Below are 26,317 nucleotides of genomic sequence, written 5' to 3' on the forward strand. Positions count from 1 at the left end.
ATCGTCATGCCGCCTCCTGCAGGGGGTGCTCCCGGTGGCGGCCGAGTGCGGCGAGTGCGGCGTGCGCCGCGCTCAGTCCGCTGCGGACAGCGCCCTCCATGGTCGCGGGCCAACCGGTGGCGGTCCACGCACCGGCGAGGTAGAGGCCCGGCGTGTCGGTCCGCGCCCCGGGGCGCAGCCGGCCGACGCCGGGGGTGGGGGCGAACGTGGCCGTCCGCTCCCGGGTGACGAAGAAGTCCCGTACCTTGGCGCCCCGCGCGGCCGGCAGCAGCCGTTCCAGCTCGGGCAGATACTTCGTGCGCAGCACCGAGACGGGCTCGTCGATGTCGTCCTGGGCGGCCGACTGGGACAGGGCCAGGTACTGGCCGCCGTCGGGCAGCCCGGAGGCGTCGGTGCGGTCGAAGACCCACTGGACCGGGGAGCCGAGCGCGGCGAAGAAGGGCTGCTTGAGCACCTTGCGGTCATAGACCACGTGGACGTTGAGGATGGGCGCGGTGCCGATGTCGAGGAGCTTGTCCGGGTCGGCGAGCGCGCCGGGCGGCAGCAGTCCGTGGGCCTCGCGCTGCGGGACGGCGAGGACGACGGTGCCCGCGTCGACGGACGCGCCCTCGGTTTCGACGCACCAGTTCCCGTCCTGCGTACGGGAGACGGAGGTGACGCGGGTGCGCAGTTCGGTGCGTACGCCGGCGGCGTCGAGCTGCTTGCGGGCGAGGGTGTCGTGCAGGTCGCCGAGCGGGACCGAGGCCCAGCCGATGTCGGCGGCGCCGTTCTCGGAGAGCAGGCCGGTCTTGAAGACCATGGCGGCCAGGCCCAGCGAGGACTGGTCGGCGGTGGCGTTGAGCGTGGCGATGCCGACGAGGTCCCACAGGGCCTCGATGGTGCGCGGGCTCTGGCCGTACCGCCCGAGCCAGGTCGCGAAGTCCAGGCCGTCCAGCGCCGGGTCGGCGGGGTCGAGCCGGCGCAGCGCGAGGGCGGCGCGGCCGACGCTCGCCCGCTCGGCGAGCGAGAGGTGCGGGTAGCGGGCCAGGGAGCTCGCCAGGTGCAGGGGTACGGGCAGGGCGGTGCGGCGCAGCCGGCCCAGGCGCGGTCCGCCGGGGTGGGCGACGTCGAGTACGGGTACGTCGAGCCGGTCCTGCAGCGGTGCGAGGGCGGCGCCCTCGACGCGGTCGAGGAACCACCGGTAGGCGGTGCAGCAGCGCAGGTAGACGTGCTGGCCGTTGTCGACGGTGAGCTCGCCGCGCTTGAAGGAGAAGGCGAGGCCGCCGAGCCGCGGGCGGCCTTCGAGCAGGGTGACCTGAACTCCCGCGTCGGCGAGTTCGAGGGCGGCGCTCACTCCGGCGAGGCCTCCGCCGATGACGACGGCGCGGTTGTCACTGCCGCTCATGAGCCCTCCCCGGTGCCGTGGCCTGCGGCGCCCGCCTGGAGGGACGCGGCCGCGCACACGGGGGTTGCGCCGGCGCCCGGCCGGGGCGTCGGGCGGGTCGGCCGGGTCACATGCGCCTCCGCGTGCTCTGCCGCGAGATGGTCCGCGCGTCGAGGCCGGACAGGCCGCGGACGGCGACGTACGCCTTCTCGTGCGTGGGCAGCGAGACACGGCCGCGGAGCACGGCCTCGGGCTCCCGCTCGATCCGGTCGAGGAGGCGCCGGTAAATGCCGGCCATGGCGGCGACGCAGGCGCCGCTGCGCCGGTCGAGCATGGGCAGCAGCCGGTAGCCCTCGACGAACAGGGCGCGGGCGCGCCGCACTTCGTGGTGGACGAGTCCGGCGAAGTCGGCCCCGGCGGGCATCCGGTCGCTCCCGAACCCGTCCGAGCAGCCGAACTTGGCGAGGTCCTCGGCGGGCAGGTAGGTGCGCCCGTTGCCGGCGTCCTCGCGGACGTCGCGCAGGATGTTGGTGAGCTGGAGGGCGAGGCCGAGGGTGTCGGCGTACTCGTCGGCGCGTGCCGCCTCGGATGCGCCGAGGCCTCCGGTGTTCACGGTGCCGAACACGCCGAGGGAGAGCCGCCCGATGGCTCCGGCGACGCAGCGGCAGTAGACCTTGAGGTCGTCCCAGGTCTCGTAGGTCTCGCCGCGGACGTCCATCAGGACGCCGTCGATGAGCTCGTCGAGGCCGCCGAGCGGGATCGGGAAGCGGCGGGCCGCGTGGGCGAGGGCGACGGCGACCGGGTCGGTGTCGTCCTCGTCGATCTCCTCGGCCCGGATCCGGCCGAGGACGGCGCGGGTCTCCTCGAGCCGGGCGAGCTTCGCCTCGGGGGCCAGCGTGCCGTCGCCGATGTCGTCGACGCGTCGGGAGAACGCGTACAGCGCGGACATCGCCTGCCGCTTGTCGGAGGGCAGCAGCCGGATGCCGTACGCGAAGTTGCGCGCCTGCGAACCGGTGACGGCCTCGCAGTAGCTGTAGGCCGCCAGGACCGGTGCGGACGGTGCGGACGTGTGTGCGGAACCCTCCACGGTCGGGCTCACCCCTTTCTCGGCGCTGTGCGCAGGACGGTGGCCACCTCGCGGAGCAGGCCGCTCCTGGTGGGCTTGGGCGGGCCGGGGAGTACGTCGAAGCCGGCGGCGGTGACGGCTCGCAGGGCGGCACGCCCTCCTCCCACGAAGCCCGCGAGCAACAGCCGGAGCCTGCCGTGCACGCTACCCACGAGCGGGGTGCCTTCATTCAGGAGGTCGCGGGCGCGTTCGGCTTCGATCGCGACCAGGGACCGTACGGATGCGCCCGCGTGGTGGGCTTTGAGGTCGGCCTCGGTCACGTGGAAGCGGCGCATGTCCTCGGCCGGGAGGTAGATGCGGCCCCGGCCGAGGTCCTCCGCGACGTCCTGTACGTGTTCGACGATCTGCAGGGCGGTGCAGACGGCGTCGGAGCGGCGGATGCGCTCGGGGGTGCTGGTGCCGGTGAGGGACAGCACGAGGCGGCCGACCGGGTTCGCGGAGAGCTCGCAGTACGCGAGCAGGTCGCCGTACGTCTCGTAGCGCGTGACGTGCTGGTCCTGGCGGTTGGCCTCGATGAGCCCGAGGAAGGGCTCGGGGGTGAGGCCGTGGGCGCGGACCACGGGCTGGAGGGCCAGCAGCAGGGGGTGCCGCGGCGGGCCGTCGGAGCCGCCGAAGACGCGACGCAGGTCCGCCTCGAACGCGTCGAGCATCGCGAGCCGGTCGTCCGCCGCGGCGGGGTCGAGGCCGAGGAGTACGGCGTCGTGGCCGCCGGGGGCGAGGTCGCCGTCGCCGATGTCGTCGACCAGGCGGGCGTACCCGTACACCGCCATCAGGCCGTCGCGCCAGGCGCGCGGGAGGAAGGACGGGGCGACGGGGAAGTTCTCCGTCCGCGCCTTGCCGAGGGTGGCGCGCGCGTGGGCGTCGGGGGCTGTGGGGGCCGCGTCCCGCCGTGGCCGGATACCGTGCCCGGGGGTCACCGCCCGCCGCCCGCGCGGGGGACGGCTGTAATGCCTGGGGGCCGGAGAATTCCCGTAGCCATTGCCGTCACGTCTCCCGTTCTACACTGCCGACCCAATACATCCTATTTCGGACACGCCGCCGGACTTTCCCCGGGGTACCCCAGGCTGTTCACCTGCGGGGAATCGTCCCCTCTGACCGCGATTGAGGCCTGCTCCAGCTTACGCTGTACAACGCCGCGGCAGCCTCTCGGGTATTCACTCCGCTACCGAATGTCGGCGCCGGGCGTCGCGGGCATGCCGAAGCCCCCGGCGCTCGAGGCGACGGGGGCCGGCACGGACCGCGTCAGGCGCTGGTCGCCTTCTCGTAGGCCGAGACGACTTCCTCGGTGGGCCCGTCCATCAGCAGTTCACCCTTCTCCAGCCACAGCACACGGCTGCAGGTGTCGCGGATGGACTTGTTGTTGTGGCTCACCAGGAAAACGGTTCCGGCATGCTTGCGGAGTTCGCGGATGCGCTCCTCGGAACGCACCTGGAACTTTCGGTCACCGGTGGCCAGAGCCTCGTCGATCATCAGAACGTCGTGGTCCTTCGCCGCCGCAATGGAAAAGCGCAGGCGCGCGGCCATACCGGAGGAGTACGTGCGCATCGGAAGGGAGATGAAATCGCCCTTGTCGTTGATGCCCGAGAAGTCGACGATGTCGTCGTATCGCTCCCGGATCTGCTCCCGGCTCATTCCCATCGCAAGACCGCCGAGGACCACGTTGCGCTCACCGGTGAGGTCGTTCATCAGTGCGGCGTTGACACCCAGCAGCGAGGGCTGGCCGTCGGTGTAGACCTTGCCGGACTCGCAGGGCAGCAGGCCGGCGATGGCGCGCAGCAGGGTGGACTTGCCGGAGCCGTTGGAGCCGATGACACCGATGGCCTCGCCGCGGTACGCGGTGAAGGTGACGCCGCGCACGGCGTGCACCCGGCGGACGCCCGGCGCATCGCCCTTGCCCCGGCGCATTATCTTGCTCAGCGCTGCGGTGGCGCTGCCCTTGCCGGAGCTGCCGGTGTTGACGCGGTAGACGATGTGCACGTCGTCGGCGATGACGGTGGGGACGTCGCCCCGGTAGTTCTCAGCCACGGCCGTAACGCTCCTCAGCCTTCCAGAAGTACACGAAACCGCCGAGGCCGATCACGACGGCCCAGCCGACGGCGAAGGCCCAGACGTGCGGCGGCAGGTTCTCCCGGCCGTAGTCGTCGATCAGCGCGAACCGGACCAGGTCCATGTAGATCGCCGCCGGGTTCCACTGGAGCACGTCCGAGACCCACGCGGGCACGTCCCTCTCCTCGAGCGCCCCGCTGATCGAGAACATGACGCCCGAGGCGTACATCCACGTACGCGTGAGGAACGGCATCAGCTGCGCGAGGTCGGGGGTCTTGGAACCCATCCGCCCGAAGACCAGCGCGAGGCCGGTGTTGAAGATGAACTGGAGCGCCAGGGTCGGGATGACCAGCAGCCACGACAGCCTCGGGTAGTTGCCGAAGCCGACCGTGACGACCACCACGACGATCATCGAGTACAGCAGCTGCTGGAGCTGCTGCATCGAGAAGGAGATCGGCAGGGAGGCGCGCGGGAAGTGCAGGGCGCGGACCAGGCCGAGGTTGCCGGGGATGGCCCGGACTCCCGCCATCAGCGAGCTCTGGGTGAAGGTGAAGACGAAGATGCCCGTCACCAGGAAGGGGATGTAGACCCCCTTCTCCATCCCCCGGCCCGCGTTCAGGATCAGGCCGAAGATCAGGTAGTACACCAGCGCGTTGAGCAGCGGGGTCGCCACCTGCCAGATCTGGCCGAGCCTCGCCTCGCTGTACTGGGCCATCAGCTTGGCCCGGGAGAACGCCATGATGAAGTGGCGCCGGTCCCAGAGCTGGCGCACGTACTCGGCCAGGGTCGGCCGGGCACCGCTGACGGACAGGCCGTACTTCCTGGCGAGCTCCGCGGGGCTCAGCCCCGCGTCTTCGGACGGCGGCTTGCTCGTGGCGAGGGCGCCATCCTGGGTTGTGTCACTCACAAGTTGAAACTTTCCGTCTTCAAGATGCGGCAGAAGGTGGCATCGGGCCTGGGGCGCTCGGCCCGTGATCTTGCATGTTCGGGATCACGCACGTTCCGTGATCGCGTCATGTTCTCAGACGCGGGCGTGTCAGATGACAGGCGGTCGACCCAGCCGGGTCAGCCGCCAGACCGTACGCCACTTCATGGGGCGCCGGGGACCGCAGGGGGTCGTCCAGCCCTCCTTGAACCCACCGAACCAGGCCTTGAGCGCCGGCGCCGACGGTCTGCGCAGCAGCGTCAGCAGGAGCCAGACGCCCAGGTAGACCGGGACCAGCGGGGCAGGCAGGTTACGGCGGGCGAGCCACACCCGGTTACGGGCCACCATACGGTGATAGACCGCGTGCCGGGAGGGGGCGGTCGTCGGATGCAGGAGCACCATGTCCGCCCGGTAGTCGATCAGCCACCCTGCGTCGAGCGCCCGCCAGGCCAGATCGGTCTCCTCGTGCGCGTAGAAGAACTCACCCGGCAGCGCTCCGACCTGCTCGAACACCTCCGTACGGACGGCGTTGGCGCCGCCCAGGAAGGTGGTCACGCGGGAGGAGCGCATCGGGTCCGCGGCGCGCAGCCGGGGCACGTGCCGGCGCTGGGTCTCGCCGGACTCCGGATCGGCGATCCGGAAGCTGACGATCCCGAGCTTCGGGTCCTCGGCGAAGGCCTGCCGGCACAGCTCGGCGGTGTCCGTGCGCTCCAGCAGCCCGTCGTCGTCGAGGAAGAGCAGGGCGTCGACCTCGCGGCCACCGGGGCCGAAGGCCTCGATGCCGACGTTGCGGCCGCCGGGGATGCCCAGGTTCTCGGGCAGTGAGACGGAGCGCACACCGTCGGGGAGGCCGGTGACCTCGACGCCCTGGCCGACGACGACGACCTCGACCGGGTCGCCCTCCTGGCGGGCCACCGAGTCGAGGAGCGCCTTCAGGTCGTCGGGGCGGTTGCCCATGGTGATGATCACGGCGCCCAGCCGCATCGCCGTCGTCACTTGAGCCTGCTCGAGGCCAGGATCGAGACCAGGTGCAGCACGGTCTGGAGCATGGCGATGCCGGCCAGTACGGCGACGCCGAGCCGGGAGAAGAACAGGTCGCCCCGCATCTGGTCCAGGACGGCCAGCAGCAGGATGAGCAGCGAGGCCTCGATGCCGAGGACGAGCCGGTGGAACTTCAGCGCGGACGCGGCCCGGCGGGCGAGCGCCATGCCGGAGGAGCGCGGCTCGGCGGCGGCCTCCGCGACGGGCGCCTTGCCGGTCTGGTGCCGGGCCACGCCGACCAGGTCGGTCTCGGCCTTGATCAGGATGGCGCCGAGGGCCGCGAGGGTGCCCAGGAAGGCCCACAGCCAGTCGATCCGCCCGGTGCCCCACAGGTCGGAGGCGCGCAGGCCGAAGCCGACGAGGACCGCCGCGTCGCACAGGTAGGCGCCGACCCGGTCCAGGTACACGCCGGAGAGCGAGAACTGCTTCTTCCAGCGGGCGACCTCGCCGTCGACGCAGTCGAGCAGCAGGTACAGCTGGACCGCCACCACGCCGAGGACGGCGCCCCAGATGCCCGGCACCAGCAGCGCCGGGCAGGCCAGGACACCGGCGAGGGTCATCACGTAGGTCAGCTGGTTGGGCGTGACCTTGGTGTTCACCAGGACCCGGGTGATGCGCAGGGAGATCTCGCGCATGTACAGGCGACCGCCCCAGTGCTCGCCACTGCGCCGGTCCTTGACGCCCGGCGGGTGAACGACGGGCCGGAGTTCAGCTACGGATGGTCTTGGCATAGTCGGCGTAAGCGTCCCTGATCTCGGCTGCGGACAGATTGAGGTGCTCCAGGATCGTGAAGCGTCCCGGACGGGTCTGGGGGGCGTACTCGACGGCCGCGACGAACTCGTCCACGCTGAACCCGATCTCGGCGGGCAGCACGGGCAGTCCGTGGCCGCGGAGCGACTCGACGAACAGCCCGGCCTGCTCGTCGGCGCCGCGCAGGAACATCGCGAAGGCGGCGCCGAGGCCGACCTGCTCGCCGTGGAGCGCGGAGCGCCCCGGGTAGAGCAGGTCGAAGGCATGGCTGATCTCGTGGCAGGCGCCGGACGCCGGCCGGGTGTCCCCGCTGATCGACATGGCGATGCCGGTGAGCACCAGGGATTCGGCGAGCACGGTGAGGAACGTGTCGTCGCCGCAGCCGCCGGGGTGGCGCAGGACGGCCTCGCCGGCCGTACGGGCCATGGCGGCGGCCAGGCCGTCCACGGGCTCCCCGGTGATCTTGTGCGAGAGCTCCCAGTCGGCGATGGCCGAGATGTTGGAGAGCGCGTCGCCGATGCCGGAGCGGACGAACCGCACCGGGGCGTCGCGGATCACGTCGAGGTCGATGACCATCGCGATCGGCGTGGGCACGCCGTAGGAGCCGCGGCCGTTGTCGTTGTCCAGCGTGGCCACGGGCGAGCAGATGCCGTCGTGCGCCAGGTTGGTGGCGACGGCCACCATGGGCAGCCCGACCCGCGCCGCGGCGTACTTCGCCACGTCGATGATCTTGCCGCCGCCCAGGCCGACCACGGCGTCGTAGCGACGGCCCTTTATGTCGTCGGCCAGCTTCACGGCGGAGTCGATCGTGCCGTCGACGACCGGGTACCAGTCGGCGTGCGGCAGTACGGGCTCCAGCTTGGAGCGCAGCACCTGGCCGGAGCCGCCGCTGATCGCGATCGCCAGCTTGCCGGACGCCGAGATCCGCTGGTCGGCCAGGAGGCCGGCCAGGTCGTCCATGGCGCCGCGGCTGATGTCGACGACGACCGGGGAGGGGATGAGCCTCGTCAGTACTGGCATGCGATCGTCCGGCCCTTGGCGAGGTCGTCGTGGTTGTCGATCTCGACCCACTTGACGTCGCCGATGGGGGCCACGTCGATGACGAAGCCGTCGTTGACGAGCTGCTGGTAGCCGTCCTCGTAGTACAGGTCGGGGTCGCGCTCGAAGGTGGCCTTCAGCGCCTCGGCGAGGGCCTCGGCGGCCTCCGGCTCGATGAGCGTGACGCCGATGTACTCGCCGGTGGCGTCGGACGGCTCCATCAGCTTGGTGATCTTCTGGACGCCCTTGGCGCCGTCGACGACGACCTTCATCTCCTCGTCGGCCAGGCTCTTGACCGTGTCGAGCGCGAGGATGATCTTCTGGCCGTTGCCGCGGGCGCCGAGCAGGGTCCGCTCGACGGAGACCGGGTGGACGGTGTCGCCGTTGGCGAGGATCACACCCTGCTTCAGGACGTCACGCGCGCACCACAGGGAGTAGGCGTTGTTCCACTCCTCGGCCTTGTCGTTGTCGATCAGCGTGATCTTGACGCCGTACTTGGCCTCCAGGGCCTCCCGGCGCGCGTAGACGGCTTCCTTGCGGTAGCCGACCACGATCGCGACCTCGGTGAGGCCGACCTCGGCGAAGTTGCCGAGGGTGAGGTCCAGCACGGTCAGGCTTTCCTCGTCGCCTTCGGGGCCGACGGGCACGAGGGCCTTGGGCAGGGTGTCGGTGTAGGGACGCAGGCGGCGTCCGGCACCGGCAGCGAGTACAAGGCCGATCATGCTGGTTCTCCTTCGTCATGTACGGCGGGTGCCCCGGAGGAGACCCAGAAGCGGATGCTCTCCACGAGCACCACGAGTGCCACGAACACGGCCAGGGCCGTGAGCGCGACGGGGAAGTCCGTGGCGCGCGTCGCCAGGACGGAGGCCAGGACCACGGTCAGCAGCACCCGGCCGTCGTGACCGCCGATCGTCCACACGAGCCACCGCGGAGGCGCGCCCGAGCCACCGCGGATGCGGTAGACCGTGTCGTAGTGATGGTAGGCGACCGCCGCAACCAGTCCGAATGCCGCGGGAAGGGCCCCGGGGACGTCCGCCTTGACAGCGAGGACCAGCACGGTGGTGTATTCGGCGGCCCGGAACACGGGCGGGACGAGCCAGTCGAGGGCGCCCTTGAGGGGGCGGGCGACGGCCGCTCCGGCGAGCACGGCGTAGAACACGGCGGCGATGATCACCTGGCGGGCGCCGAACTCGTACGCCCAGGCCGTCCACAGCAGGGCCACCGAGCCGATCACGGCGGCGGCGATCCCGGCGCCGGGGGCCATCCGGCCCACGACACGGCCCGCGAGGTCGGCCAACGGGCCCGAGTCGGCGAGGTCGGCCAGCGCCTGGGCGGCCCGGTCGGTGCGCTCGGCCTTCCGGGTCAGCGAGCGGAGCACCCGGCCGGCGGTGGTGTAGAGCGCGCCGAAGGCGCAGCCGATGAGCAGGGCGTAGAAGACGATCCGGGGGCTGGTGGCCGCGGTGAGCACCGCGATCATGGCCCAGCGCTCGCCGATCGGCAGGATGATCATCCGGCGGACCCAGACCGTCCAGCCGACGCTGTCGAGCTTGTCGGACAGGGCCGCGGTGGGGCTCGTATTGGCCGTGGCGTCGTGGTTGGCCTCGTTGAAGGAGAAGTCCACGACGTGCCGGCAGGTCATGAGGATCATCGCGCCGAGCGCGAGGGCCCAGACGTCGTCGCCGTTCCTTGCCGCGCCGAGCGCGAGGCCCGCGTAGAAGGAGTACTCCTTCGCGCGGTCGAAGGTCGCGTCGAGCCAGGCGCCCATCGTCGAGTACTGCAGCGAGTAGCGGGCGAGCTGCCCGTCCGTGCAGTCCAGGACGAAGGAGACGAGCAGGAGCACGCCGGCGGCGACGTAGCCCCAGCGCTCGCCGGTGGCGGCGCAGCCGGCCGCGATCAGCGCGGTGATCAGGGAGGCGGTGGTGACCTGGTTCGGGGTCAGGCCGCGGCGGGCGCACCAGCGGGCGATGTAGCGCGAGTACGGGCTGATGAAGAAGGTGGTGAAGAACCCGTCGCGGGACTTCACGGCGGTGCGCAGGCGCACGGCCTCGTCGTCGACGGCGGCGACGGCGGCGTCCGCCGCGGCGCGCTCCGCGCCGGTGGCGGGCACGGCGGCGACCAGGGTGCCGAGCTCGGGGCGCTGGACGGTGGTCCCGGCGGCCTCGACGGCGGCGGCGAGCCGGTCCGCGTACGGGCCGTCCCCCTGCACCGGGAGGGCCGTGGCCTTGTCCAGGGCCGCGCGGGCACCGGGCTGGACGGCGAGGGCGCCGGTCACTGCGCAGGCCTCGAAGCGCGGGTCGGTCAGCGCGAGCCGCAGCGCGTGGACGTGCCCGACGAAGGCGCTGTCGACGACGGCAACACGCTGGTCGGCGGGTACGCCGGCCAGCACCGCAGCGGTGTCTTCAGGCCCGGCGGCCGGGCGGACGTCGAAGCCGAGGGAGCGCAGCTCGTCGGTGAGCGGTGATCCGGGGACCGGCAGGCCGGTGAGGATGACGGTCGACAGACGAACTCACTCCTTGCAGCGAACACTGGACGGCCGTCTGGTGGGGGCGGCGGCACGTCGGCAGAGGCTATCGGATGAAAGGAAGCCGGGGTTCACCACCCGTTTACTCCCCGATAAGCCTAATATTCCGGGGCCACGGGCCCTGGCGCGATCATCATTGACGATCACGCCCAGATACCACAAACCGACTGGATGTTAGGGTGAAACGTCTTGTGGAACCGTCGGAACAGCTGAGCGAGAAGGAGGTGGGTCGATGACCGTCGCAGTGGTCGCTGCCGAGCGCGGCGAACTCCGGTTCATCCCCTCTTCCTTCCGGGCGTCCGGCCAGGCCTGATCACACCGATCCGCCGCGTCGGCCGGAGCCCCTTCCCAAGGGTTCGCGTTGACCGACATCACTGGTGACAAGAACAACACCGACAACACCCGCAGCGCCTGGCGCACCCGGCCCGAGACCCCGGCCGACGCGGCCGCCGTGCGGGCCGTCAACCTGGCGGCGTTCGAGACCCCGCTGGAGGCGGACCTCGTGGACGCGCTGCGCGCGGACGCCTCCTGGCTGCCGGGGCTGTCGTACGTCGCCGAGGGCCCGGACGGGTCCGTGGCGGCGCACGCCCTGCTGACCCGCTGCGAGGTCGACGGGGTCCCGGCCCTCGCCCTCGCTCCGGTCGCGGCCCATCCCGCGCACCAGCGCTCGGGCGCCGGCAGCTCGGTCGTACGGGCGCTCCTCGCGGCGGCCGAGGAGCTGGGGGAGGCGCTGGTCCTGGTCCTCGGGCACCCGGCGTACTACCCGCGCTTCGGCTTCGTACCGGCTTCGCGGTTCGGGATCCGGGCCCCGTTCGAGGTGCCCGACGAGGCGATGATGGCGCTGGTGCTGGACGCCTCCGCGCCCGTGGCGCAGGGCACCATCGCGTACCCGGCGCCCTTCGGGATCTGACCGCTCGTGTGATCTGCCCCTCGCCGCTTACCACGCGGCGGGGGCGGACATGCGCAGATCACCGAAGTGGGGACAAGCCTCTTTTGTACGGCAGACTGAAGGCCGAAGTCCGAAGCGAAGGATGGGTATGCCGACCACACCAGCCACCGCCGCGAACACCGCGTCCCCCGGCACCGGCACTCAGGAACCGATCATGCTCGAACTGGTCGATGAGTCCGGCAATACCATCGGCACGGCGGAGAAGCTCTCCGCCCATCAGGCGCCCGGCCTGCTGCACCGGGCCTTCTCCGTGTTCCTCTTCGACGAGCAGGGCCGCCTGCTGCTCCAGCAGCGGGCCCTCGGGAAGTACCACTCCCCCGGCGTCTGGTCGAACACGTGTTGTGGCCACCCCTACCCCGGGGAGTCTCCGTTCGCGGCGGCGGCCCGGCGGACCTACGAGGAGCTGGGCCTGTCGCCCTCGCTGCTCGCAGAGGCGGGGACCGTCCGCTACACCCACCCGGACCCCGCGTCGGGTCTGGTGGAGCAGGAGTACAACCACCTGTTCGTGGGACTGGCACAGGCGCAGCTGGGGCCGGATCCGGAGGAGGTCGGCGACACCGCGTTCGTCACCGCCGAGGAGCTGGCCAAGCGACACGCCGAGGCGCCGTTCTCCGCCTGGTTCATGACCGTGCTGGACGCGGCCCGGCCCGCGATCCGGGAACTGACCGGTGATGCCGCGGGCTGGTAGCCCGTACGCCGCTGCGGCCGCAGGGTCTCGGACCGCGGGGTCTCGGACCTCGCGGTCGGCTCAGACCGCGGGGGTCCGCGCGGCCGGCGTGGTCGGCGTGGTGAGCGGCAGGGCCGCCCAGATGACCTTGCCGCCCGTCGAGGTGTGCTCGACGTCGCAGACCCCGCCGGACTCGAGCGTGATCTCGCGCACCAGGAGCAGGCCCCGGCCGCCGGTCTGGCCGAAGTCCGCTTCCAGCGCCTTGGGGCGGTACGGGTGGTTGTCCTCGACGGCCACCCGTACCCACTCCCGGCCGATGGCGACCTCGACCGCGACCTCCGGCGAGAGCAGGGCCGCGTGCCGGACCGAGTTCGTCACCAGTTCGGAGACGATCAGCAGCAGGGAGTACACCAGGTCCCGGTGGGCCGGGACGCCCTGGCGGCCGAGCAGGTCGCGGACGGCGCGGCGGGCCTGCGGAACGGATTCTTCTACAGCGGGCACGGTGAACCGCCACACGCCTTCGTACGCGAGGGGGTCGGCCGGCGCCTCCGGCTCACCCTCCTTGGCTGGCGGGACGCTCCCGCTGACATCCATCTCCCGGCCCCCGTCTTCACGCTCGATCGTCTCCACGCGTCCAGAGTGGGGAACGGGCTGGTCCGGACCGGACCCCTGACCAGAAGTCAGCGTCAATCGGACGCTTTCTGACCGTTGGCGTATGACAGCGTCAGTTGTGCGACTGTTCCTGATCTTCTGCGGGACCCTTATCGGCCGTGCCTCCCGCCCCGCCGGCTGCCGCGGGGACCTCGTCTTCCCTGACCAAGCCCAGAATGCGCCGGGCGCTCATGCCCAGGACCAGCAGGCTCAGCCCGTCGAACAAGAGGGCGAGGGAGAAGAAGGTTCCGATCACATAGAGGCTGTTGCCCGGCCAGTTGGAGAGGATCAGGAAGCCCAGCAGGATGCCGAAGGCTCCCTGGACCAGGTTCAGCCCCAGGTGCGACCCGCGCACCACCAGGCCCCCGACCAGCCGGAACAGCCCCCCGATGAGGAAGAACAGCGCGGCGAACATGGTCAGCGCCTCGGCGCTCGCCTCGGGCCGGCGCAGGATCACGAAGCCGGCGGCGATGTTGATCGCGGCGACGACGACGGCGAGCCAGAAGTGGTTGCTCCTGCGGGACTGGAACGCCTGGACAAGGCCCACCAGGCCGCCGGCCAGCAGCAGCCAGCCGAACAGGAACATCGTGGTCAGGGTGGCGAAGGCGGCGTAGAACAGACCCACCAGCCCGGCCACCACCAAGAGCGACCCGAGCACGGCCAGCAGCCCGAAACTCCGCTTGAGGTGCTTCTTGTCCGTGGCCTCGGCACCGGCCCTGGTCCCGGCCGCGGAACCGTCTGCGCCCATGGTCGTGCCACCTTTCAGCACCCCCCGGACGGACTCCCCTTGATCATAGGTTCGGCCGACCGGGATAGCATCCGGCGCATGGACGCAGCGCTCTTGCACACGGTGGCCGACGGGGTCGCCACTGTCGTCATCTCGCATCCCGCCAAGCGCAACGCCATGACCGCGGCGATGTGGCAGGCCCTCCCGGAGCTGCTGGACGGGCTCGCGGCCGACCCGGCCGTACGGGTGCTCGTCCTGACCGGAGCCGGCCCGACCTTCTGCGCGGGAGCCGACATCTCCTCCCTGGCCGGGGACGCGGAACCGCAGGCCCTGGCCGTGGCGGCGGAGGAGGCCCTGGCCGCCTTCCCGAAGCCGACGCTCGCGGCGATCCGCGGGTTCTGCGTGGGCGGCGGCAGCCAGCTGGCTGCCGCCTGCGATCTGCGCTTCGCGGAGGAGGGGGCGTCGTTCGGGGTGACCCCGGCGAGGCTGGGCATCGTCTACGCCGCGTCCTCGACCCGCCGGCTGGCCGCGCTGGTCGGCCCGGCGGTGGCCAAGTACCTTCTCTTTTCTGCGGAGTTGATCGACGCGGAGCACGCGTTGCGCGCGGGCTTCCTGAACGAGCTGCTGCCGGCCGGGCAACTGGACAAGCGGGTCGCGGACTTCGCCCGGATCCTGACCACCCGCTCGCAGCTGACGCAGGCGGCGGCCAAGGAGTTCGCGGACGGGCGCACGGACCGGGACGGGTACTGGGCGGAGCAGGCGGCCGGAAGCGGCGACACCGCGGAGGGCGTCGCCGCGTTCCTGGAACGCCGTACCCCGTCGTTCGGCTGGACTACCGGGGGCCGAGCGGGTTGACCGCGCGCAGCCGCGCCACGATCTCGGCCGGGGCCTTGTCGGGCGAGCCGGCGTCGTAGGGCGGCTGGGGGTCGTACTCGGTCATGAGCTGGACGCTCTGGGCGTACTCGTCGCCGGCGATGCGGCCGAGGAGGCCGAGGCCCATGTCGATGCCGGAGGACACCCCGGCGGCGGTGACGTACTTCCCGTCGTACACGACGCGCTCGCCGGTGGGTTCGACGCCGAAGGCGGGCAGCCGGTCCAGGTAGAGCCAGTGTCCTGCGGCCCGCCGCCCCTTGAGCAGCCCTGCGGCGGCCAGGAGGAGCGAGCCGGTGCAGACGGAGGTGGTCCAGGTGGTGGTGGCGTCGACGGAGCGCAGCCAGTCGATGACGGCCGGGTTCTCCATCTCCACCTCGGGGTGGGGCCCGCCGGGCACGATGACGATGTCGGGCCGGGTCACCTCGTCGAGCCCCTTGTCGGCGACGAGCGCGAGCGAACCGTTGTCGGTCCGCACCGGCCCGGGCCGCTCCGACACGAACACGACCTCGGCGTCGGGAAGCCGTCCGAGGGTGTCGAAGGGCCCGATGGCGTCGAGCGCGGTGAACCGGTCGTAGAGCAGGACTGCGATCTGCATGTTTCCTCCTGATTGGTGATCTGGTCAGACGGCGCCGGCGAATCCGGCCCCGCCGGCGTTTCAGGCGCGGGGGCGGGTCGGTCACGTGCGGTCGGGGCCGAAACGGCGGCGGTATTCGGCCGGGGGCTGGCCCAGGGTCTTCACGAAGGCCCGCCGGAGGGCCTCCGGCGTGCCGTAGCCGCAGGCCCGGGAGATCTGGGCCACGCCGTCCCCCGAGTCCTCCAGCAGCCGCCGCGCGTGCTCCACCCGCACCCGCTCCACGTAGCGCCCCGGCGTCACCCCCGTCTCCACCTGGAACGCACGCGCGAAGTGCCGCGGCGACAGCCTGGCCCGCGCCGCCAGGGACTCCACGCTCAGGTCCGCCCCCGGATGCTCCGTGATCCACTGCTGCACCTCCCGCAACGGATCCCGCTGCGCGGTCTGCGCCGCCAGCTGCGCGCTGAACTGCGCCTGGTTCCCGGGCCTGCGCAGGAACACCACCAGGTGCCGCGCGATGTCCAGCGCGAGCTCCCGGCCGTGGTCCTCCTCCACCAGCGCCAGCGCGAGGTCGATCCCCGCCGTGACCCCCGCCGAGGTGGCCACCCGGCCGTCCCGTACGTAGATCGGATCCGGTTCGACCGTCACCTTCGGGTAGTCCCGGGCCATCTGCTCGCACACGTACCAGTGCGTCGTGGCCCGCCGCCCGTCCAGCAGCCCGGCCTCGGCCAGCAGCAGCCCGCCCGTGCACACGGAGACCAGCCGCTCCGCGCCTTCCCCGTGCACGCGCAGCCATGCGGTGAGCCGCGGCTCGAAGTCCCCCCGGTACTGGCCTCCCGGCACCAGCACGGTGGTCCCCGGTCCCGGCCGCGCGCTCGCCAGGTCCCCGTCCGGCACCAGCGTGAGCCCGCTGCTCGTCCGTACGGGCGCCCCGCCCGGGGACACCGTACGGATCGCGTACCCGTCCCCGGCCCGCCCCGGGAAGCGGGCGACCCCGGCGAACACCTCCACGGGCCCGGTCACGTCCAGGCTCTGCACCCCGTCGTAGAGGACGACGAGCACTTTTCGCAACGACATGACCCCATGGTGTGACGCCCTGTCGATGACCGCAATGACGTCCATCCCACCTTTACGGCCACGGTCCGGCGGAGCGGAGGGGCGCGGATAGGATCGACGGACCATGACTGCAACCCTCGTCGCCAAGAACCTCACCGCCGCGCACGGTGAGCGCACGCTCTTCGCCGATCTCGACCTCGTCGTCGCGCCCGGCGACGTCATCGGCCTCGTCGGCGTCAACGGCGCCGGGAAGTCCACCCTGCTGCGCCTGCTCGCCGGCCTGGACACGCCCGAGACCGGTGAGCTGAGGCTCTCCCCGCCCACCGCCGCCGTCGGCCACCTGCCCCAGGAGCCGGAGCGGCGCGCAGAGGAGTCCGTACGGGAGTTCCTGGCCCGGCGTACGGGCGTCGCCGCCGCCCAGACGGCGCTGGACGTGGCGACCCAGGGCCTGGTCGACGGGACCCCCGGCGCGGACGACGCGTACGCGACGACGCTGGACCAGTGGCTGAACCTCGGCGGCGCCGACCTCGACGAGCGGGCCCAAGAGGTCGCCGACGAGCTCGGGCTCGCCGTAAGCCTGGACCTGCCGATGACCGCGCTGTCCGGCGGTCAGGCGGCCCGCGCGGGCCTCGCCTCGCTGCTGCTCTCCCGCTACGACGTCTTCCTGCTCGACGAGCCGACGAACGACCTGGACCTGGAGGGTCTGGAGCGCCTCGAGCAGTTCGTGAAGGGCCTGCGCGCGGGCACGGTCGTGATCAGCCACGACCGCGAGTTCCTGACCCGGACCGTCACCAAGGTCCTCGAACTGGACCTGGCCCAGCAGCAGATCAACCTCTACGGCGGCGGCTACGACGCGTACCTGGAGGAGCGCGAGCGGGCCCGTACGCACGCCCGCGAGGAGTTCGACGAGTACGCGGACAAGCGCTCGGCGCTCGAAGGCCGGGCCCAGATGCAGCGCGGCTGGATGGACAAGGGCGTCAAGAACGCCCGCCGCAAGGCAACGGACAACGACAAGATCGGCAAGAAGTTCCGCAGCGAGGCGAGCGAGAAGCAGGCTTCCAAGGCCCGCCAGACGCAGCGCGCCATCGAGCGGCTCGATGTCGTCGACGAGCCCCGCAAGGAGTGGGAGCTGCGCATGGAGATCGCGGCGGCGCCGCGCTCCGGCTCGGTCGTCGCCACCCTGAACGAGGCGGCCGTCCGGCGCGGGGACTTCGCCTTCGGCCCGGCCAGCCTGCAGATCGACTGGGCCGACCGGGTGGCGATCACCGGCGCCAACGGCGCGGGCAAGTCCACCCTGCTCGCCGTCCTGCTCGGCCGGCTGGCGCCCGACTCCGGTGCGGCCACGCTCGGTTCGGGTGTGCTGATCGGCGAGGTGGACCAGGCGCGCGGGCTCTTCCTCGGGGACGAGCCGCTGCTGGAGGCCTTCTGCGCGGCGGTCCCGGACACCGAACCGGCCGAAGTCCGGACCCTGCTGGCCAAGTTCGGCCTGAAGGCCGTGCACGTACTGCGCCCGGCTGCCACGCTCTCCCCCGGCGAGCGCACCCGGGCGGCCCTGGCGCTGCTCCAGGGCCGCGGGGTGAACCTGCTGGTGCTGGACGAGCCCACGAACCACCTGGACCTTCCGGCGATCGAACAGCTGGAGTCGGCCCTGGAGGCGTACGAGGGCACTCTGCTGCTGGTCACGCACGACCGCCGGATGCTGGACGCGGTGCACGTGACCCGCCGCCTGGAGGTCGCGGACGGCAAGGTCACCGAGCTCTAGCCCGCAGGCTACTGCTGCGGCGCGCGGCGTTTGCGGGCCAGCCGCTCGGCCACGAGGCCGCGCGGCAGGTGCCGTACGGCGAGCGCGTACGCCTGGTAGCGGCGGCCGGTGATGCTCACCGGCCGGCGCAGGGCCAGGTCCCGCAGGGCCTTGGCCACCACGGCCTCGGGCTCCAGCCACACCGCCTCGCGCAGGGCGCTGACGTCCATCCCGGCCCGCGCCTGGAACTCGGTGCGGGTGAACCCCGGGACCACCGCGAGCACCCGGACCCCGTACGGCGCCATGTCCACCCGCAGGGACTCGCTGAACGCGGTGACCCAGGCCTTGGCGGCCCCGTACGTCCCGGTCGGCAGCAGACCGGCCACCGAGGAGACGTTCACCACCGCGCCCCGGCGGCGCTCGCGCAGCCGCGGCAGCAGGGCGTGGGTGAGCCGCAGCGGGACCTTCACCAGCAGGTCGAGCATCCGCTCCTCGTCCTCGACCGGGCTGTACGGGAACGGCGCGGGGAGCCCGAAGCCCGCGTTGTTGACCAGGATGTCCACGGGCCGGTCCCGGTCGGCGAGCCGCTCGGCGACGGCCGTGCAGTCCGCGTCGTCCAGCAGATCGGCGGGCAGCACCTCGCCGGCCGTGCCGAACTCCCGGCCGAGCTCCCGGGCCACGGCTTCGAGGCGGTCCTTGTCGCGGGCGACCAGGACGAGGTCGCAGCCCTTGGCCGCGAAGCCGCGGGCGAAGGCGGCGCCGAGTCCGGCACTGGCCCCGGTGATCAGAACGGTGGTCAAGAGAACGTCACTTCCTACGGTTGTTCAGGGTTCAGGTCCTCAGGTCCCCAGGTCCTGCACGGCGTTCGGGCGTTCCGGGGTGAAGTCCGTGGTCGCCGGCGAGCCGTAGGCCTGCGCCACGTCGACCAGGAACCGGGCCTCGTCGTCCAGGTCGCCGCCCTCGGCGGAGGTCTGCATCGCGGCCGGCAGCTCCCAGGCCGCGTCCTCCCCCGGCTGTCCGGGCCGTCCTGCGAGCTTCGCCTGCCGCGCCTCCTTCAGTACGCAGGCCAGCGCGGCCGCGGTGCGCCGCTGCTCGGGGATCCCCTGCCTGGTGACATGGCCGCGGGCGAGGTCCCAGGCGCCCGGGGCGACGTACTCGCCGAGGATCAGGATCGCGTCGCGGGTCTCGATCACCTTGCGGTACACCAGCAGGTTGCGCGGCACCGGCGGCCACAGCAGCTCCACGACCCGGCCGGCCCGCGGCTTGGTGAGGGCGACGTGCGGGACGGCCTGGACCAGGTCGTGCCACAGCGGCCACAGCCGCCAGGCGGTGGCGATGTCGGCGCTCGTGCGGCGCAGGACGAACAGGGTCGGCACGAGGATCGCGGCGGCGCGCAGCAGCCCGTGCAGGTTCATCATCAGCGGCAGGGCGGGCATCGCCCAGGTGCTGCCGAACAGGGCCTTGAGGAGATACACGAACCAGAACAGGCCGGCGAGCGCGGTGCCGAGGCCGAAGAGCCGCAGCCCGGCGGCGAGGCCCCGGCTCTCGCTGCGGCGGCTGTAGCGCCAGCAGAGGGAGACGCAGGTGATGTTGGCGAGGAGGTGCGCGGAGATCAGGAACAGCCAGTAGGCCAGGGAGGGCACCGGATCGCCCTGCGTCGGGATGGTGTGCGTGCCGTGCGCGGGCGCGGCGGCGTCCAGCACCACGAGGACGGTCAGCCAGGCCACCGTGCCCGTCCAGGCGGCGAGTTGGAGGACCCGACCGCGGGTGGCGGCGGCGACGAAGTAGAGCACGGTGCCCGCGGAGAGCACGCCGATGAGGTTGCGGACGAGCCCGACGGAGTGCGCGTAGTCCGGATCCCGCATCGCGTACGTGACGATGTCCGGGAGGTTCAGGGTCATCGCCGCGGCGGCGGTGGCGACGGCGAGCCACAGGCCGCGCTGCTGCGGGGAGCGCAGGGCGGCCGGGGCGCGCAGCAGGACCGCGATCCAGAGGCAGACCACGCTGGGCACGGCGAGCCAGTCGCCGAAGGCGGTGAGCTCAGCGGCGCCCATGGTTCCCCCGCCCGTAACCCATGGCGGATTCCAGCCAGGCGAGGGTGCCGCGGGGTGCGGCGGACTGCGGGCAGGGACCCGTCGTACGGATGCGGATCATGCTGGCGAGCATCTCCGCCTCCCGCTCCTGGCTGGTGGTGTAGTTGGTGCGGCCGAGGACGACCGGGGCCTGCCCGTCGGTGTCCTCCGCCTCCAGGGAGTGGTGGCCGAACAGGATGTGCCCGAGCTCGTGGAGCACGATGTGCTCGCGGTGGAGCGGGGTGGTCTGGGCCTCGTAGAAGACGTAGTCGACGGTGGCCGTGCCCACCCACAGCCCGCAGACCCCGGATTCCGCCGCCTCCTTGGGAAGCGGGTGCAGTCGGATGGGGCGCCCGCGCTGCTCGGCGATCCGGTTGCACAGCCCTTCGAGGGAGAAGGGATGGGTCAGATCCAGATGGCCGAGAATCTTCTCGCACCGTTTACGGAGGCTGGGTTGCGAGTGGGGCATGTGATCCCTCTTCGGACCCTTTCGCGGGCAGCGTCGGTAGGCGTGCGTGGGCGTGGGCATGGCGTCCTGTGCCTTCAAGGCGGCCTCTGGGAGTGGGGTCCTGAGGGGAGAAACGGAAGCCCGTTCACCAGTCGGCGAACGGGCGTTCCACCATGCCTACAGATCTTGTACGGGAGTTCGCAAGGCAGCTGCCCAGGTGGGGTGCCTATTCGGCCACCCCGGAACCCGCCCCACCAACCGCCGGTGGCTACAACCACACCCTCGGATTTCCCCCCGCCGCTACGGCCTCTCCTGCGTGCCCGCGCGGAGCACCAGCAGGGCGTAGCGCAGGGCCAGCAGGAACGCCGGTACCAGCAGGGCCAGCGGCAGGATGCTCCACTGCCCGAAGCCCGTGGCGAACAGGGCGACGGCGATGACGCCGAACACGACCGACGCGACGGCGGTGACGCCGAGGTTCGACAGGCTCCGCTCGCGCGGACGGTCCAGTTCGGCCTCCACGTGGCGGCGTGCCGCGTCGAGGGCGGCTTGGCGGACGCGCTCGTGTTCCAGCAGCCGATGCCAGTTCTCGGGACCGACACCCTCCAGGTGCGGGGGCATGGGGTGTTCGTCGGACCGCCCGGGTGCCGGCGTCGGCGCCTGGCGGGATTCGCCTGGATCCTGCGAAGCCATCGGAAGCCTCCCTTACTTCAGTGCGTAGGAGGCGGCGAGGATGCGGGCGAGCGATTCCATGAGCGTCACGTGCGGATCGATGAAGTCCGCGAAGCGGGGTGCGTCGACCGAGAGTACGCCTATCTCCTGGGTTCCGTGGATGACGGGGACGGCGATGACCGCTTCGTATCCCGTGCCTTCGGGGATGAGATAGGACCGCGTCACCTGCTCGCCGTCGATCCTGAAGGTCTTGCCGCCGCCGCCGAGGATCTCGTTCTTCATGTGCGCCGCGCCGACCGGGTCGATGACGGCTCTGGGCGGCCGGTACCCGGGAAAGCTGGCCTCCAGCGTGAAACCGCCCGTGGCGGCGTCGTACAGGTAGAAACTGCACCGCGCGCGGGGGAGGTAGCTCGGCCCCATCGGGGGAGCCGTGAGGTCGACCGCTCCGGCCAGGACCTGATCGAGGATGTCCTTGCGCATGTCGTCCAGGTCGGCGACGGTCTGCGCGGGCAGCATGGACGGGAGCGGGGCCGCGGTCGCGTAGAACTCCGCCAGCGCCTTGATCTTGTCGCTCAGGGGACGCAGCGTCGTCGTGTACAGCTGCGCCATCCCCGCCTCCGCCCGGATGGCTCGGTCCTCGGCCCGCTTCTTGCCTTTCTCCACCAGGCGCTTCTCGAAGTGGGTGATCAGGACGACGCCGAAGGCGGAGACGCCGGCTATGAGGGCCCACTGCCGCTTGTCGGCCCCTTGGGCCCCGTCCGCCCACACGGAGACGACGGCGACGGCCACACCGAGGACGGCGGAGAAGAGCAGGAACAGATAGTGGACGCCCCGTTCGGCCAGCCATTGCTTCATCCGTCCGTGCCACTCCCCGCTCGCGGAAGGTCTGGGATCGCAGAGTCCCATATTTCCCGTGCGGCGGCTCGGAGTTGACGATCTGCAGGAAGTCGGCGCCCGCGGCTCCTTCGGCCGACCGCCCAAGGAGCCGCGGGCTGCGCAAGGTCAGCGCTTGCGGCGGTCCTCGGGGGCGCCGGTGAGGCCGGCGCGGCGGAGGGCGTCCGCCATCGCGCTGTTGGCCGGGGCCGGGGAGCCGCTGCCGCCCTGGCCGCCCTGGCGCTGGCCACCCTGGCCCCCGCCTTGGCGCTGGCCGCCCTGGCTGCCGCCCTGGCGCTGGCCGCCGCCGCCCTGGCCGCCTCCGCGCTGCTGCGGGGGACGGCCGCCGCCGCGCCGGTCCTGCCGGTCCTGCCGGTCCTGGCGGTCCTGGCGGTCCTCGCGCTGCCGGGGTGCGCCCGCCGAGCGGTCGGCCTCGTCCTCCAGCCTCAGGGTCAGTGAGATCCGCTTGCGCGGGATGTCCACGTCCATGACCTTCACGCGGACGATGTCGCCCGGCTTGACCACGTCCCGCGGGTCCTTGACGAAGTTCTTCGACAACGCCGAGACGTGGGCCAGCCCGTCCTGGTGGACGCCGATGTCGATGAACGCGCCGAAGGCGGCCACATTGGTGACCACGCCCTCCAGGATCATCCCGGGCGCCAGGTCGCCGATCTTCTCGACGCCCTCCTTGAACGTGGCCGTCTTGAAGGCGGGCCGCGGGTCGCGGCCCGGCTTCTCCAGCTCGCGCAGGATGTCCGTCACGGTCGGCAGGCCGAAGGCCTCGGTGACGAACTGCTCCGGCCGCAGCGAGCGCAGTACGCCGCTGTTGCCGATCAGGGCCGCCACCTCGCTGCCGGCCGTCTTGGCCATGCCCCGGACCAGCGGGTAGGACTCGGGGTGCACGCTGGAGAAGTCCAGCGGGTCGTCCCCGCCGCGGATCCGCAGGAAGCCCGCGCACTGCTCGTACGCCTTCGGGCCGAGCCGGGCCACGTCCTTGAGCGCCTTGCGGCTGCGGAAGGGGCCGTTGGCGTCGCGATGGGCCACGATGTTCTCGGCGAGGCCGCCGCTGATGCCCGACACGCGCGAAAGCAGCGGCGCGGAGGCGGTGTTGACGTCCACGCCGACGCCGTTCACACAGTCCTCGACCACCGCGTCGAGCGAGCGCGAGAGCTTCACCTCGGCGAGGTCGTGCTGGTACTGGCCGACGCCGATCGACTTGGGGTCGATCTTGACGAGCTCGGCGAGCGGGTCCTGGAGGCGGCGGGCGATGGAGACCGCGCCGCGCAGCGATACGTCCATGTCCGGGAGTTCCTGCGAGGCGAACGCGGAGGCCGAGTACACGGAGGCGCCCGCCTCGGACACCATCACCTTGGTGAGCTTCAGCTCCGGGTGGCGGGTGATCAGGTCCCCGGCGAGCTTGTCGGTCTCGCGCGAGGCGGTGCCGTTGCCGATGGCGATCAGCTCGACCGCGTGCTCCTTCGCGAGGCGCGCCAGCTTGGCGAGGGACTCGTCCCACTTGTTGGCGGGGACGTGCGGGTAGATCACGTCCGTGGCCACGACCTTGCCGGTGGCGTCCACGACGGCGACCTTCACACCGGTACGGAAGCCCGGGTCGAGGCCGAGCGTGGCCCGGGTGCCGGCGGGGGCCGCGAGCAGCAGATCGCGCAGGTTGGCGGCGAAGACCCGGACGGCCTCGTCCTCGGCGGCGGCGCGCAGCCGCATCCGCAGGTCGATGCCGAGGTGCACCTGGATCTTCGTACGCCAGGCCCAGCGGACGGTGTCGGCCAGCCACTTGTCGCCGGGGCGGCCGCGGTCGTTCACGCCGAAGCGGCGCGCGACCATGCCCTCGTACGTGGACGGGCCGGGCTTCGCTGCGTCTTCGCGGTCCTCCGGCTCCAGGGTGAGGTCGAGGACGTCTTCCTTCTCACCGCGCAGCATGGCGAGGACGCGGTGCGAGGGCAGCGCGGTGAAGGGCTCCGCGAATTCGAAGTAGTCGGCGAACTTGGCGCCCGCCTCCTCCTTGCCCTCGCGGACCTTCGCGGCGAGCCGGCCGCGGCCCCACATGCGCTCGCGCAGCTCGCCGATCAGGTCGGCGTCCTCGGCGAACCGCTCGCTGAGGATGGCGCGCGCGCCCTCCAGCGCGGCGGCCGGGTCCGCGACACCCTTGTCGGCGTCCACGAACGCGGCCGCGGCGGCGGCCGGATCCACCGACGGGTCGGCCAGCAGGCCCTCGGCGAGCGGCTCCAGGCCGGCCTCGCGGGCGATCTGCGCCTTGGTGCGCCGCTTGGGCTTGAACGGGAGGTAGATGTCCTCCAGCCGGGCCTTGGTGTCGGCCGCGTTGATCCGGGCCTCCAGCTCGGCGTCGAGCTTGCCCTGCTCCCGTACGGAGTCCAGGATCGCCGCGCGCCGGTCTTCGAGCTCGCGCAGATATCGCAGCCGCTCCTCGAGGGTGCGCAGCTGGGCGTCGTCGAGCATCTCGGTCGCTTCCTTGCGGTAGCGCGCGATGAACGGCACGGTGGAGCCGCCGTCGAGCAGCTCGACGGCGGCCTTGACCTGCCGCTCCCGTACGCCGAGCTCCTCGGCGATCCTGCCTTCGATGGACATCGTCACGATCGGGTCCCGCCTGCCTTCGTTTGCACTGGAAGGCTGCCAATTGTGGCAGGTGGCGGTGACGGGGGCGGGGAGCCCCGCGCCCGGGCCTGTGCCCGGCCCCGTCAGGCCTTGCCGAAGGCGTCGGCGGGGAAGGCGCCGGCGGCGAAGGCCTTCATCACGAATCCGCCGCCGAGTTCGGCGAGCCGGGCCAGGCCGTCCGCGCCGAGGTGCTCGTACGGGGCCGCGTCGAGGCGGTCGGTGTCGGTCTCGAGGCGCTCGCGTACGGCCTTGCCCTCCTCGGTGAGCTCGCCGTCGGCGGTGAGGATCCCGCGCTCGCGCAGCCGGTCGGCGGCAGCGTCCAGGTCGGACTGCTCCCAGCCGCGGATGGCCTTGTTCCACTTCGCGGTCATGCCGCGGCCGGTGGCGGTGTGGCTGACCAGGGCCTCGAGCGGGTCCAGCCCGGCGATGAGCAGGGCGGCGAGGTGGCCGTCGCCGCGGTGCTCGCGCAGCAGGGTGGTGGCGTGCCACAGGCGCAGGTGCGGCTCCTCGGGTACGGGGAGGTCGGCGTGGGCGGCGTACAGGGTCCGGGCGTGCCGGCTGCAGCCCTCGGTGGCGCGCAGGGCGAGGTCGGCGGCCTCGGCGAGCTCGGGGGACTCGACGGTCTCGTTGCCGAGCAGCCGGCGCAGGGTGCTGTCGGCGGCGCGCAGCCGGGCGGCGAGGGCCTGCTCGGGGGTGATCGTGTCCCAGACGGCGGGCAGGTGCCGGGCGACGAAGTCGTGGCGGTAGTTGTAGAAGGTGGCGGTGACCGTCCCGGCTCCGACGGCGCCCATGGCGGCGGACCGCGAGGCGAGGTTCACGGCGGGCCGCTCGGTGACACCGAGGGCGGCGAACTCCTCGCCCAGGTCGGGCGAGAAGTAGATGGTCGCGTGCAGCGGGTTGATCGCTGCATGCCAACAGTTGCGGGCTGCGCGCACAGGAATCGTCATACGCTCAGGTTACCGACCGCTCAGTATGTCCGGTAGTCCGGGCCGCTCGCCGGACCGTGAAGGAAACGTGAGATTGGCAAGGGGCGCTTGGCCGGTATGCAGTTGCCGTGCATAGGATCGACCCGATGCCAACGGGGAGGCGTGAACATGTCAGGTGATGGCGGTCAGGTGTCGGACCTGCAGGTCGGCATGCGGTTGAACCACGTGCCTGCCGATCCGAGCGGACCGACGGGGCCGACCGGGCCGGCCAAGCCGATGGGGCCGTTCGTTCCGGGCGGGTCCGGGGACTTCGCTTCGACGCCGGCCGAGAAGAAGACCGCGGCGAACACGATCGAGAACGAGCTGGAGCCGAACACCAAGAAGGCCGCGGAGCACGCGGACACCGACACCGGCACCGCCCAGAAGGGCTTCGAGGGCTGGGAGACGGCCGCCGGCCTGAAGAAGGTCGCGGACACCTGGGACCAGCAGGTGAAGAACCTGATGGGCCGCCTGTCGGCGGAGAAGACCGCACTGCGCGGCGCCTCGGGCCTGTTCGCGAGCAACGACACCGGCATCGGCAACCAGTTCCAGTCGACGCAGTCGAAGCTGAACGGCATCTGAGGGCCGAACGTCATCGGACGGCCGCACTCACT

Annotated in this window: 26 protein-coding genes; 5 read left to right on the forward strand and 21 right to left on the reverse strand. The window is 71.8% G+C overall.

The genetic code is table 11. From position 1 onward, the window contains the following. Positions 1-4: 4 nt before the first annotated feature. The 10 genes from hpnE to OHT74_RS07650 form a co-directional block, all read right to left on the reverse strand. Positions 5-1,384: a hydroxysqualene dehydroxylase HpnE gene (hpnE, locus tag OHT74_RS07605; RefSeq protein WP_328619799.1), complete on the reverse strand. Its 1,380-nt coding sequence runs from the start codon at positions 1,382-1,384 to the stop codon at positions 5-7. Between the two features lie 106 nt (positions 1,385-1,490). Further along, a complete protein-coding gene (hpnD, locus tag OHT74_RS07610) occupies positions 1,491-2,462 on the reverse strand; it encodes a presqualene diphosphate synthase HpnD (RefSeq protein ID WP_328619800.1) in 972 nt (323 codons plus the stop codon). Beyond that, positions 2,459-3,406, reverse strand: a complete 948-nt coding sequence (hpnC, locus tag OHT74_RS07615) for a squalene synthase HpnC (RefSeq protein WP_443047304.1) — start codon at positions 3,404-3,406, stop codon at positions 2,459-2,461. Before hpnC ends, hpnD begins: the two co-directional genes overlap by 4 nt. A 325-nt stretch (positions 3,407-3,731) precedes the next feature. Next, complete coding sequence (locus tag OHT74_RS07620) at positions 3,732-4,514, reverse strand: ABC transporter ATP-binding protein (protein ID WP_266661878.1); 783 nt, start codon at positions 4,512-4,514, stop codon at positions 3,732-3,734. Then, positions 4,507-5,442 carry an ABC transporter permease gene (locus tag OHT74_RS07625; protein ID WP_266661880.1) on the reverse strand — a complete coding sequence of 312 codons (936 nt, stop codon included), beginning with the start codon at positions 5,440-5,442 and terminating at the stop codon, positions 4,507-4,509. The genes OHT74_RS07620 and OHT74_RS07625 overlap by 8 nt, the downstream gene beginning before the upstream one ends. Before the next feature lie 129 nt (positions 5,443-5,571). Further along, entirely contained in the window at positions 5,572-6,444 is an 873-nt protein-coding gene (locus OHT74_RS07630) for a glycosyltransferase family 2 protein (protein WP_443047693.1), read from the reverse strand. An 8-nt stretch (positions 6,445-6,452) separates the two neighbouring features. Continuing rightward, positions 6,453-7,232 carry a CDP-alcohol phosphatidyltransferase family protein gene (locus OHT74_RS07635; protein ID WP_266661884.1) on the reverse strand — a complete coding sequence of 260 codons (780 nt, stop codon included), beginning with the start codon at positions 7,230-7,232 and terminating at the stop codon, positions 6,453-6,455. Beyond that, the gene (locus OHT74_RS07640; RefSeq protein ID WP_328619801.1) at positions 7,210-8,271 is read right to left on the reverse strand and encodes an iron-containing alcohol dehydrogenase family protein; all 1,062 of its coding nucleotides are present in this window, start codon (positions 8,269-8,271) and stop codon (positions 7,210-7,212) included. Before OHT74_RS07640 ends, OHT74_RS07635 begins: the two co-directional genes overlap by 23 nt. Beyond that, positions 8,259-9,011, reverse strand: a complete 753-nt coding sequence (locus OHT74_RS07645; RefSeq protein ID WP_266661888.1) for a phosphocholine cytidylyltransferase family protein — start codon at positions 9,009-9,011, stop codon at positions 8,259-8,261. The genes OHT74_RS07640 and OHT74_RS07645 overlap by 13 nt, the downstream gene beginning before the upstream one ends. Beyond that, positions 9,008-10,789: a DUF5941 domain-containing protein gene (locus tag OHT74_RS07650; RefSeq protein WP_328623278.1), complete on the reverse strand. Its 1,782-nt coding sequence runs from the start codon at positions 10,787-10,789 to the stop codon at positions 9,008-9,010. The genes OHT74_RS07645 and OHT74_RS07650 overlap by 4 nt, the downstream gene beginning before the upstream one ends. Before the next feature lie 382 nt (positions 10,790-11,171). Between OHT74_RS07650 and OHT74_RS07655 the strand changes: the two genes are divergently transcribed. Then, a complete protein-coding gene (locus OHT74_RS07655; RefSeq protein ID WP_328619802.1) occupies positions 11,172-11,720 on the forward strand; it encodes a GNAT family N-acetyltransferase in 549 nt (182 codons plus the stop codon). A gap of 127 nt (positions 11,721-11,847) precedes the next feature. Then, on the forward strand, positions 11,848-12,447 hold the full coding sequence (idi, locus tag OHT74_RS07660) for an isopentenyl-diphosphate Delta-isomerase (RefSeq protein WP_328619803.1): 600 nt from the start codon (positions 11,848-11,850) through the stop codon (positions 12,445-12,447). A 60-nt stretch (positions 12,448-12,507) separates the two neighbouring features. Here the strand turns inward: idi and OHT74_RS07665 are convergent, their stop codons facing one another. Both OHT74_RS07665 and OHT74_RS07670 read right to left on the reverse strand, forming a co-directional pair. Further along, positions 12,508-13,020, reverse strand: a complete 513-nt coding sequence (locus OHT74_RS07665) for an ATP-binding protein (RefSeq protein WP_443047695.1) — start codon at positions 13,018-13,020, stop codon at positions 12,508-12,510. 130 nt (positions 13,021-13,150) lie between these two features. Beyond that, positions 13,151-13,825 (reverse strand): HdeD family acid-resistance protein, encoded by a 675-nt coding sequence (locus OHT74_RS07670; RefSeq protein ID WP_266998043.1) that lies wholly within the window; start codon positions 13,823-13,825, stop codon positions 13,151-13,153. A gap of 78 nt (positions 13,826-13,903) precedes the next feature. On the opposite strand from OHT74_RS07670, the gene OHT74_RS07675 reads away from it, so the two are divergent. Then, entirely contained in the window at positions 13,904-14,659 is a 756-nt protein-coding gene (locus OHT74_RS07675; RefSeq protein ID WP_266661896.1) for an enoyl-CoA hydratase/isomerase family protein, read from the forward strand. Here the strand turns inward: OHT74_RS07675 and OHT74_RS07680 are convergent. Both OHT74_RS07680 and OHT74_RS07685 read right to left on the reverse strand, forming a co-directional pair. Continuing rightward, positions 14,637-15,272 carry a DJ-1/PfpI family protein gene (locus tag OHT74_RS07680; RefSeq protein WP_328619804.1) on the reverse strand — a complete coding sequence of 212 codons (636 nt, stop codon included), beginning with the start codon at positions 15,270-15,272 and terminating at the stop codon, positions 14,637-14,639. The two genes, OHT74_RS07675 and OHT74_RS07680, sit on opposite strands and share 23 nt — an antisense overlap. Before the next feature lie 81 nt (positions 15,273-15,353). Further along, positions 15,354-16,325 carry a GlxA family transcriptional regulator gene (locus OHT74_RS07685; protein ID WP_328619805.1) on the reverse strand — a complete coding sequence of 324 codons (972 nt, stop codon included), beginning with the start codon at positions 16,323-16,325 and terminating at the stop codon, positions 15,354-15,356. Between the two features lie 103 nt (positions 16,326-16,428). Here OHT74_RS07685 and OHT74_RS07690 point away from each other — a divergent pair, with 103 nt between their 5' ends. Beyond that, positions 16,429-18,066, forward strand: a complete 1,638-nt coding sequence (locus OHT74_RS07690) for an ABC-F family ATP-binding cassette domain-containing protein (RefSeq protein ID WP_328619806.1) — start codon at positions 16,429-16,431, stop codon at positions 18,064-18,066. Between the two features lie 8 nt (positions 18,067-18,074). Here the strand turns inward: OHT74_RS07690 and OHT74_RS07695 are convergent, their stop codons facing one another. The 7 genes from OHT74_RS07695 to OHT74_RS07725 all read right to left on the reverse strand — a co-directional run bounded on the left by OHT74_RS07695 (position 18,075) and on the right by OHT74_RS07725 (position 25,685). Further along, entirely contained in the window at positions 18,075-18,845 is a 771-nt protein-coding gene (locus OHT74_RS07695; protein WP_266661904.1) for an SDR family NAD(P)-dependent oxidoreductase, read from the reverse strand. 39 nt (positions 18,846-18,884) lie between these two features. Continuing rightward, the gene (locus tag OHT74_RS07700) at positions 18,885-20,099 is read right to left on the reverse strand and encodes an MAB_1171c family putative transporter (protein ID WP_328619807.1); all 1,215 of its coding nucleotides are present in this window, start codon (positions 20,097-20,099) and stop codon (positions 18,885-18,887) included. Next, positions 20,086-20,586, reverse strand: coding sequence for an ImmA/IrrE family metallo-endopeptidase (locus tag OHT74_RS07705; RefSeq protein WP_266661908.1), 501 nt, complete (start codon positions 20,584-20,586; stop codon positions 20,086-20,088). The genes OHT74_RS07700 and OHT74_RS07705 overlap by 14 nt, the downstream gene beginning before the upstream one ends. A gap of 279 nt (positions 20,587-20,865) precedes the next feature. Continuing rightward, positions 20,866-21,183 carry a hypothetical protein gene (locus tag OHT74_RS07710; protein ID WP_266661910.1) on the reverse strand — a complete coding sequence of 106 codons (318 nt, stop codon included), beginning with the start codon at positions 21,181-21,183 and terminating at the stop codon, positions 20,866-20,868. Between the two features lie 84 nt (positions 21,184-21,267). Then, a complete protein-coding gene (locus OHT74_RS07715; protein ID WP_328619808.1) occupies positions 21,268-22,089 on the reverse strand; it encodes a GAF domain-containing protein in 822 nt (273 codons plus the stop codon). Between the two features lie 147 nt (positions 22,090-22,236). Beyond that, complete coding sequence (locus OHT74_RS07720; RefSeq protein ID WP_328619809.1) at positions 22,237-24,717, reverse strand: Tex family protein; 2,481 nt, start codon at positions 24,715-24,717, stop codon at positions 22,237-22,239. Between the two features lie 104 nt (positions 24,718-24,821). Next, positions 24,822-25,685 (reverse strand): SCO6745 family protein, encoded by an 864-nt coding sequence (locus OHT74_RS07725; protein ID WP_328619810.1) that lies wholly within the window; start codon positions 25,683-25,685, stop codon positions 24,822-24,824. Positions 25,686-25,832: 147 nt separating this feature from the next. On the opposite strand from OHT74_RS07725, the gene OHT74_RS07730 reads away from it, so the two are divergent. Further along, complete coding sequence (locus OHT74_RS07730) at positions 25,833-26,285, forward strand: hypothetical protein (protein WP_443047305.1); 453 nt, start codon at positions 25,833-25,835, stop codon at positions 26,283-26,285. The last annotated feature ends 32 nt before the right edge of the window (positions 26,286-26,317 follow it).

The organism is Streptomyces sp. NBC_00354, assembly GCF_036106915.1.
Classification (GTDB): domain Bacteria; phylum Actinomycetota; class Actinomycetes; order Streptomycetales; family Streptomycetaceae; genus Streptomyces.

What these genes read in the sequence shown, in the direction of transcription:
- hpnE (WP_328619799.1), bottom strand. Translation starts at nt 1,384, where the DNA reads ATGAGCGGCAGTGACAACCGCGCCGTCGTCATCGGCGGAGGCCTCGCC.
- OHT74_RS07630 (WP_443047693.1), bottom strand. Translation starts at nt 6,444, where the DNA reads ATGCGGCTGGGCGCCGTGATCATCACCATGGGCAACCGCCCCGACGAC.
- OHT74_RS07635 (WP_266661884.1), bottom strand. Translation starts at nt 7,232, where the DNA reads ATGCCAAGACCATCCGTAGCTGAACTCCGGCCCGTCGTTCACCCGCCG.
- OHT74_RS07640 (WP_328619801.1), bottom strand. Translation starts at nt 8,271, where the DNA reads ATGCCAGTACTGACGAGGCTCATCCCCTCCCCGGTCGTCGTCGACATC.
- OHT74_RS07645 (WP_266661888.1), bottom strand. Translation starts at nt 9,011, where the DNA reads ATGATCGGCCTTGTACTCGCTGCCGGTGCCGGACGCCGCCTGCGTCCC.
- idi (WP_328619803.1), top strand. Translation starts at nt 11,848, where the DNA reads ATGCCGACCACACCAGCCACCGCCGCGAACACCGCGTCCCCCGGCACC.
- OHT74_RS07665 (WP_443047695.1), bottom strand. Translation starts at nt 13,020, where the DNA reads ATGGATGTCAGCGGGAGCGTCCCGCCAGCCAAGGAGGGTGAGCCGGAG.
- OHT74_RS07670 (WP_266998043.1), bottom strand. Translation starts at nt 13,825, where the DNA reads ATGGGCGCAGACGGTTCCGCGGCCGGGACCAGGGCCGGTGCCGAGGCC.
- OHT74_RS07675 (WP_266661896.1), top strand. Translation starts at nt 13,904, where the DNA reads ATGGACGCAGCGCTCTTGCACACGGTGGCCGACGGGGTCGCCACTGTC.
- OHT74_RS07680 (WP_328619804.1), bottom strand. Translation starts at nt 15,272, where the DNA reads ATGCAGATCGCAGTCCTGCTCTACGACCGGTTCACCGCGCTCGACGCC.
- OHT74_RS07685 (WP_328619805.1), bottom strand. Translation starts at nt 16,325, where the DNA reads ATGTCGTTGCGAAAAGTGCTCGTCGTCCTCTACGACGGGGTGCAGAGC.
- OHT74_RS07690 (WP_328619806.1), top strand. Translation starts at nt 16,429, where the DNA reads ATGACTGCAACCCTCGTCGCCAAGAACCTCACCGCCGCGCACGGTGAG.
- OHT74_RS07700 (WP_328619807.1), bottom strand. Translation starts at nt 20,099, where the DNA reads ATGGGCGCCGCTGAGCTCACCGCCTTCGGCGACTGGCTCGCCGTGCCC.
- OHT74_RS07705 (WP_266661908.1), bottom strand. Translation starts at nt 20,586, where the DNA reads ATGCCCCACTCGCAACCCAGCCTCCGTAAACGGTGCGAGAAGATTCTC.
- OHT74_RS07710 (WP_266661910.1), bottom strand. Translation starts at nt 21,183, where the DNA reads ATGCCCCCGCACCTGGAGGGTGTCGGTCCCGAGAACTGGCATCGGCTG.
- OHT74_RS07715 (WP_328619808.1), bottom strand. Translation starts at nt 22,089, where the DNA reads ATGAAGCAATGGCTGGCCGAACGGGGCGTCCACTATCTGTTCCTGCTC.
- OHT74_RS07725 (WP_328619810.1), bottom strand. Translation starts at nt 25,685, where the DNA reads ATGACGATTCCTGTGCGCGCAGCCCGCAACTGTTGGCATGCAGCGATC.
- OHT74_RS07730 (WP_443047305.1), top strand. Translation starts at nt 25,833, where the DNA reads ATGTCAGGTGATGGCGGTCAGGTGTCGGACCTGCAGGTCGGCATGCGG.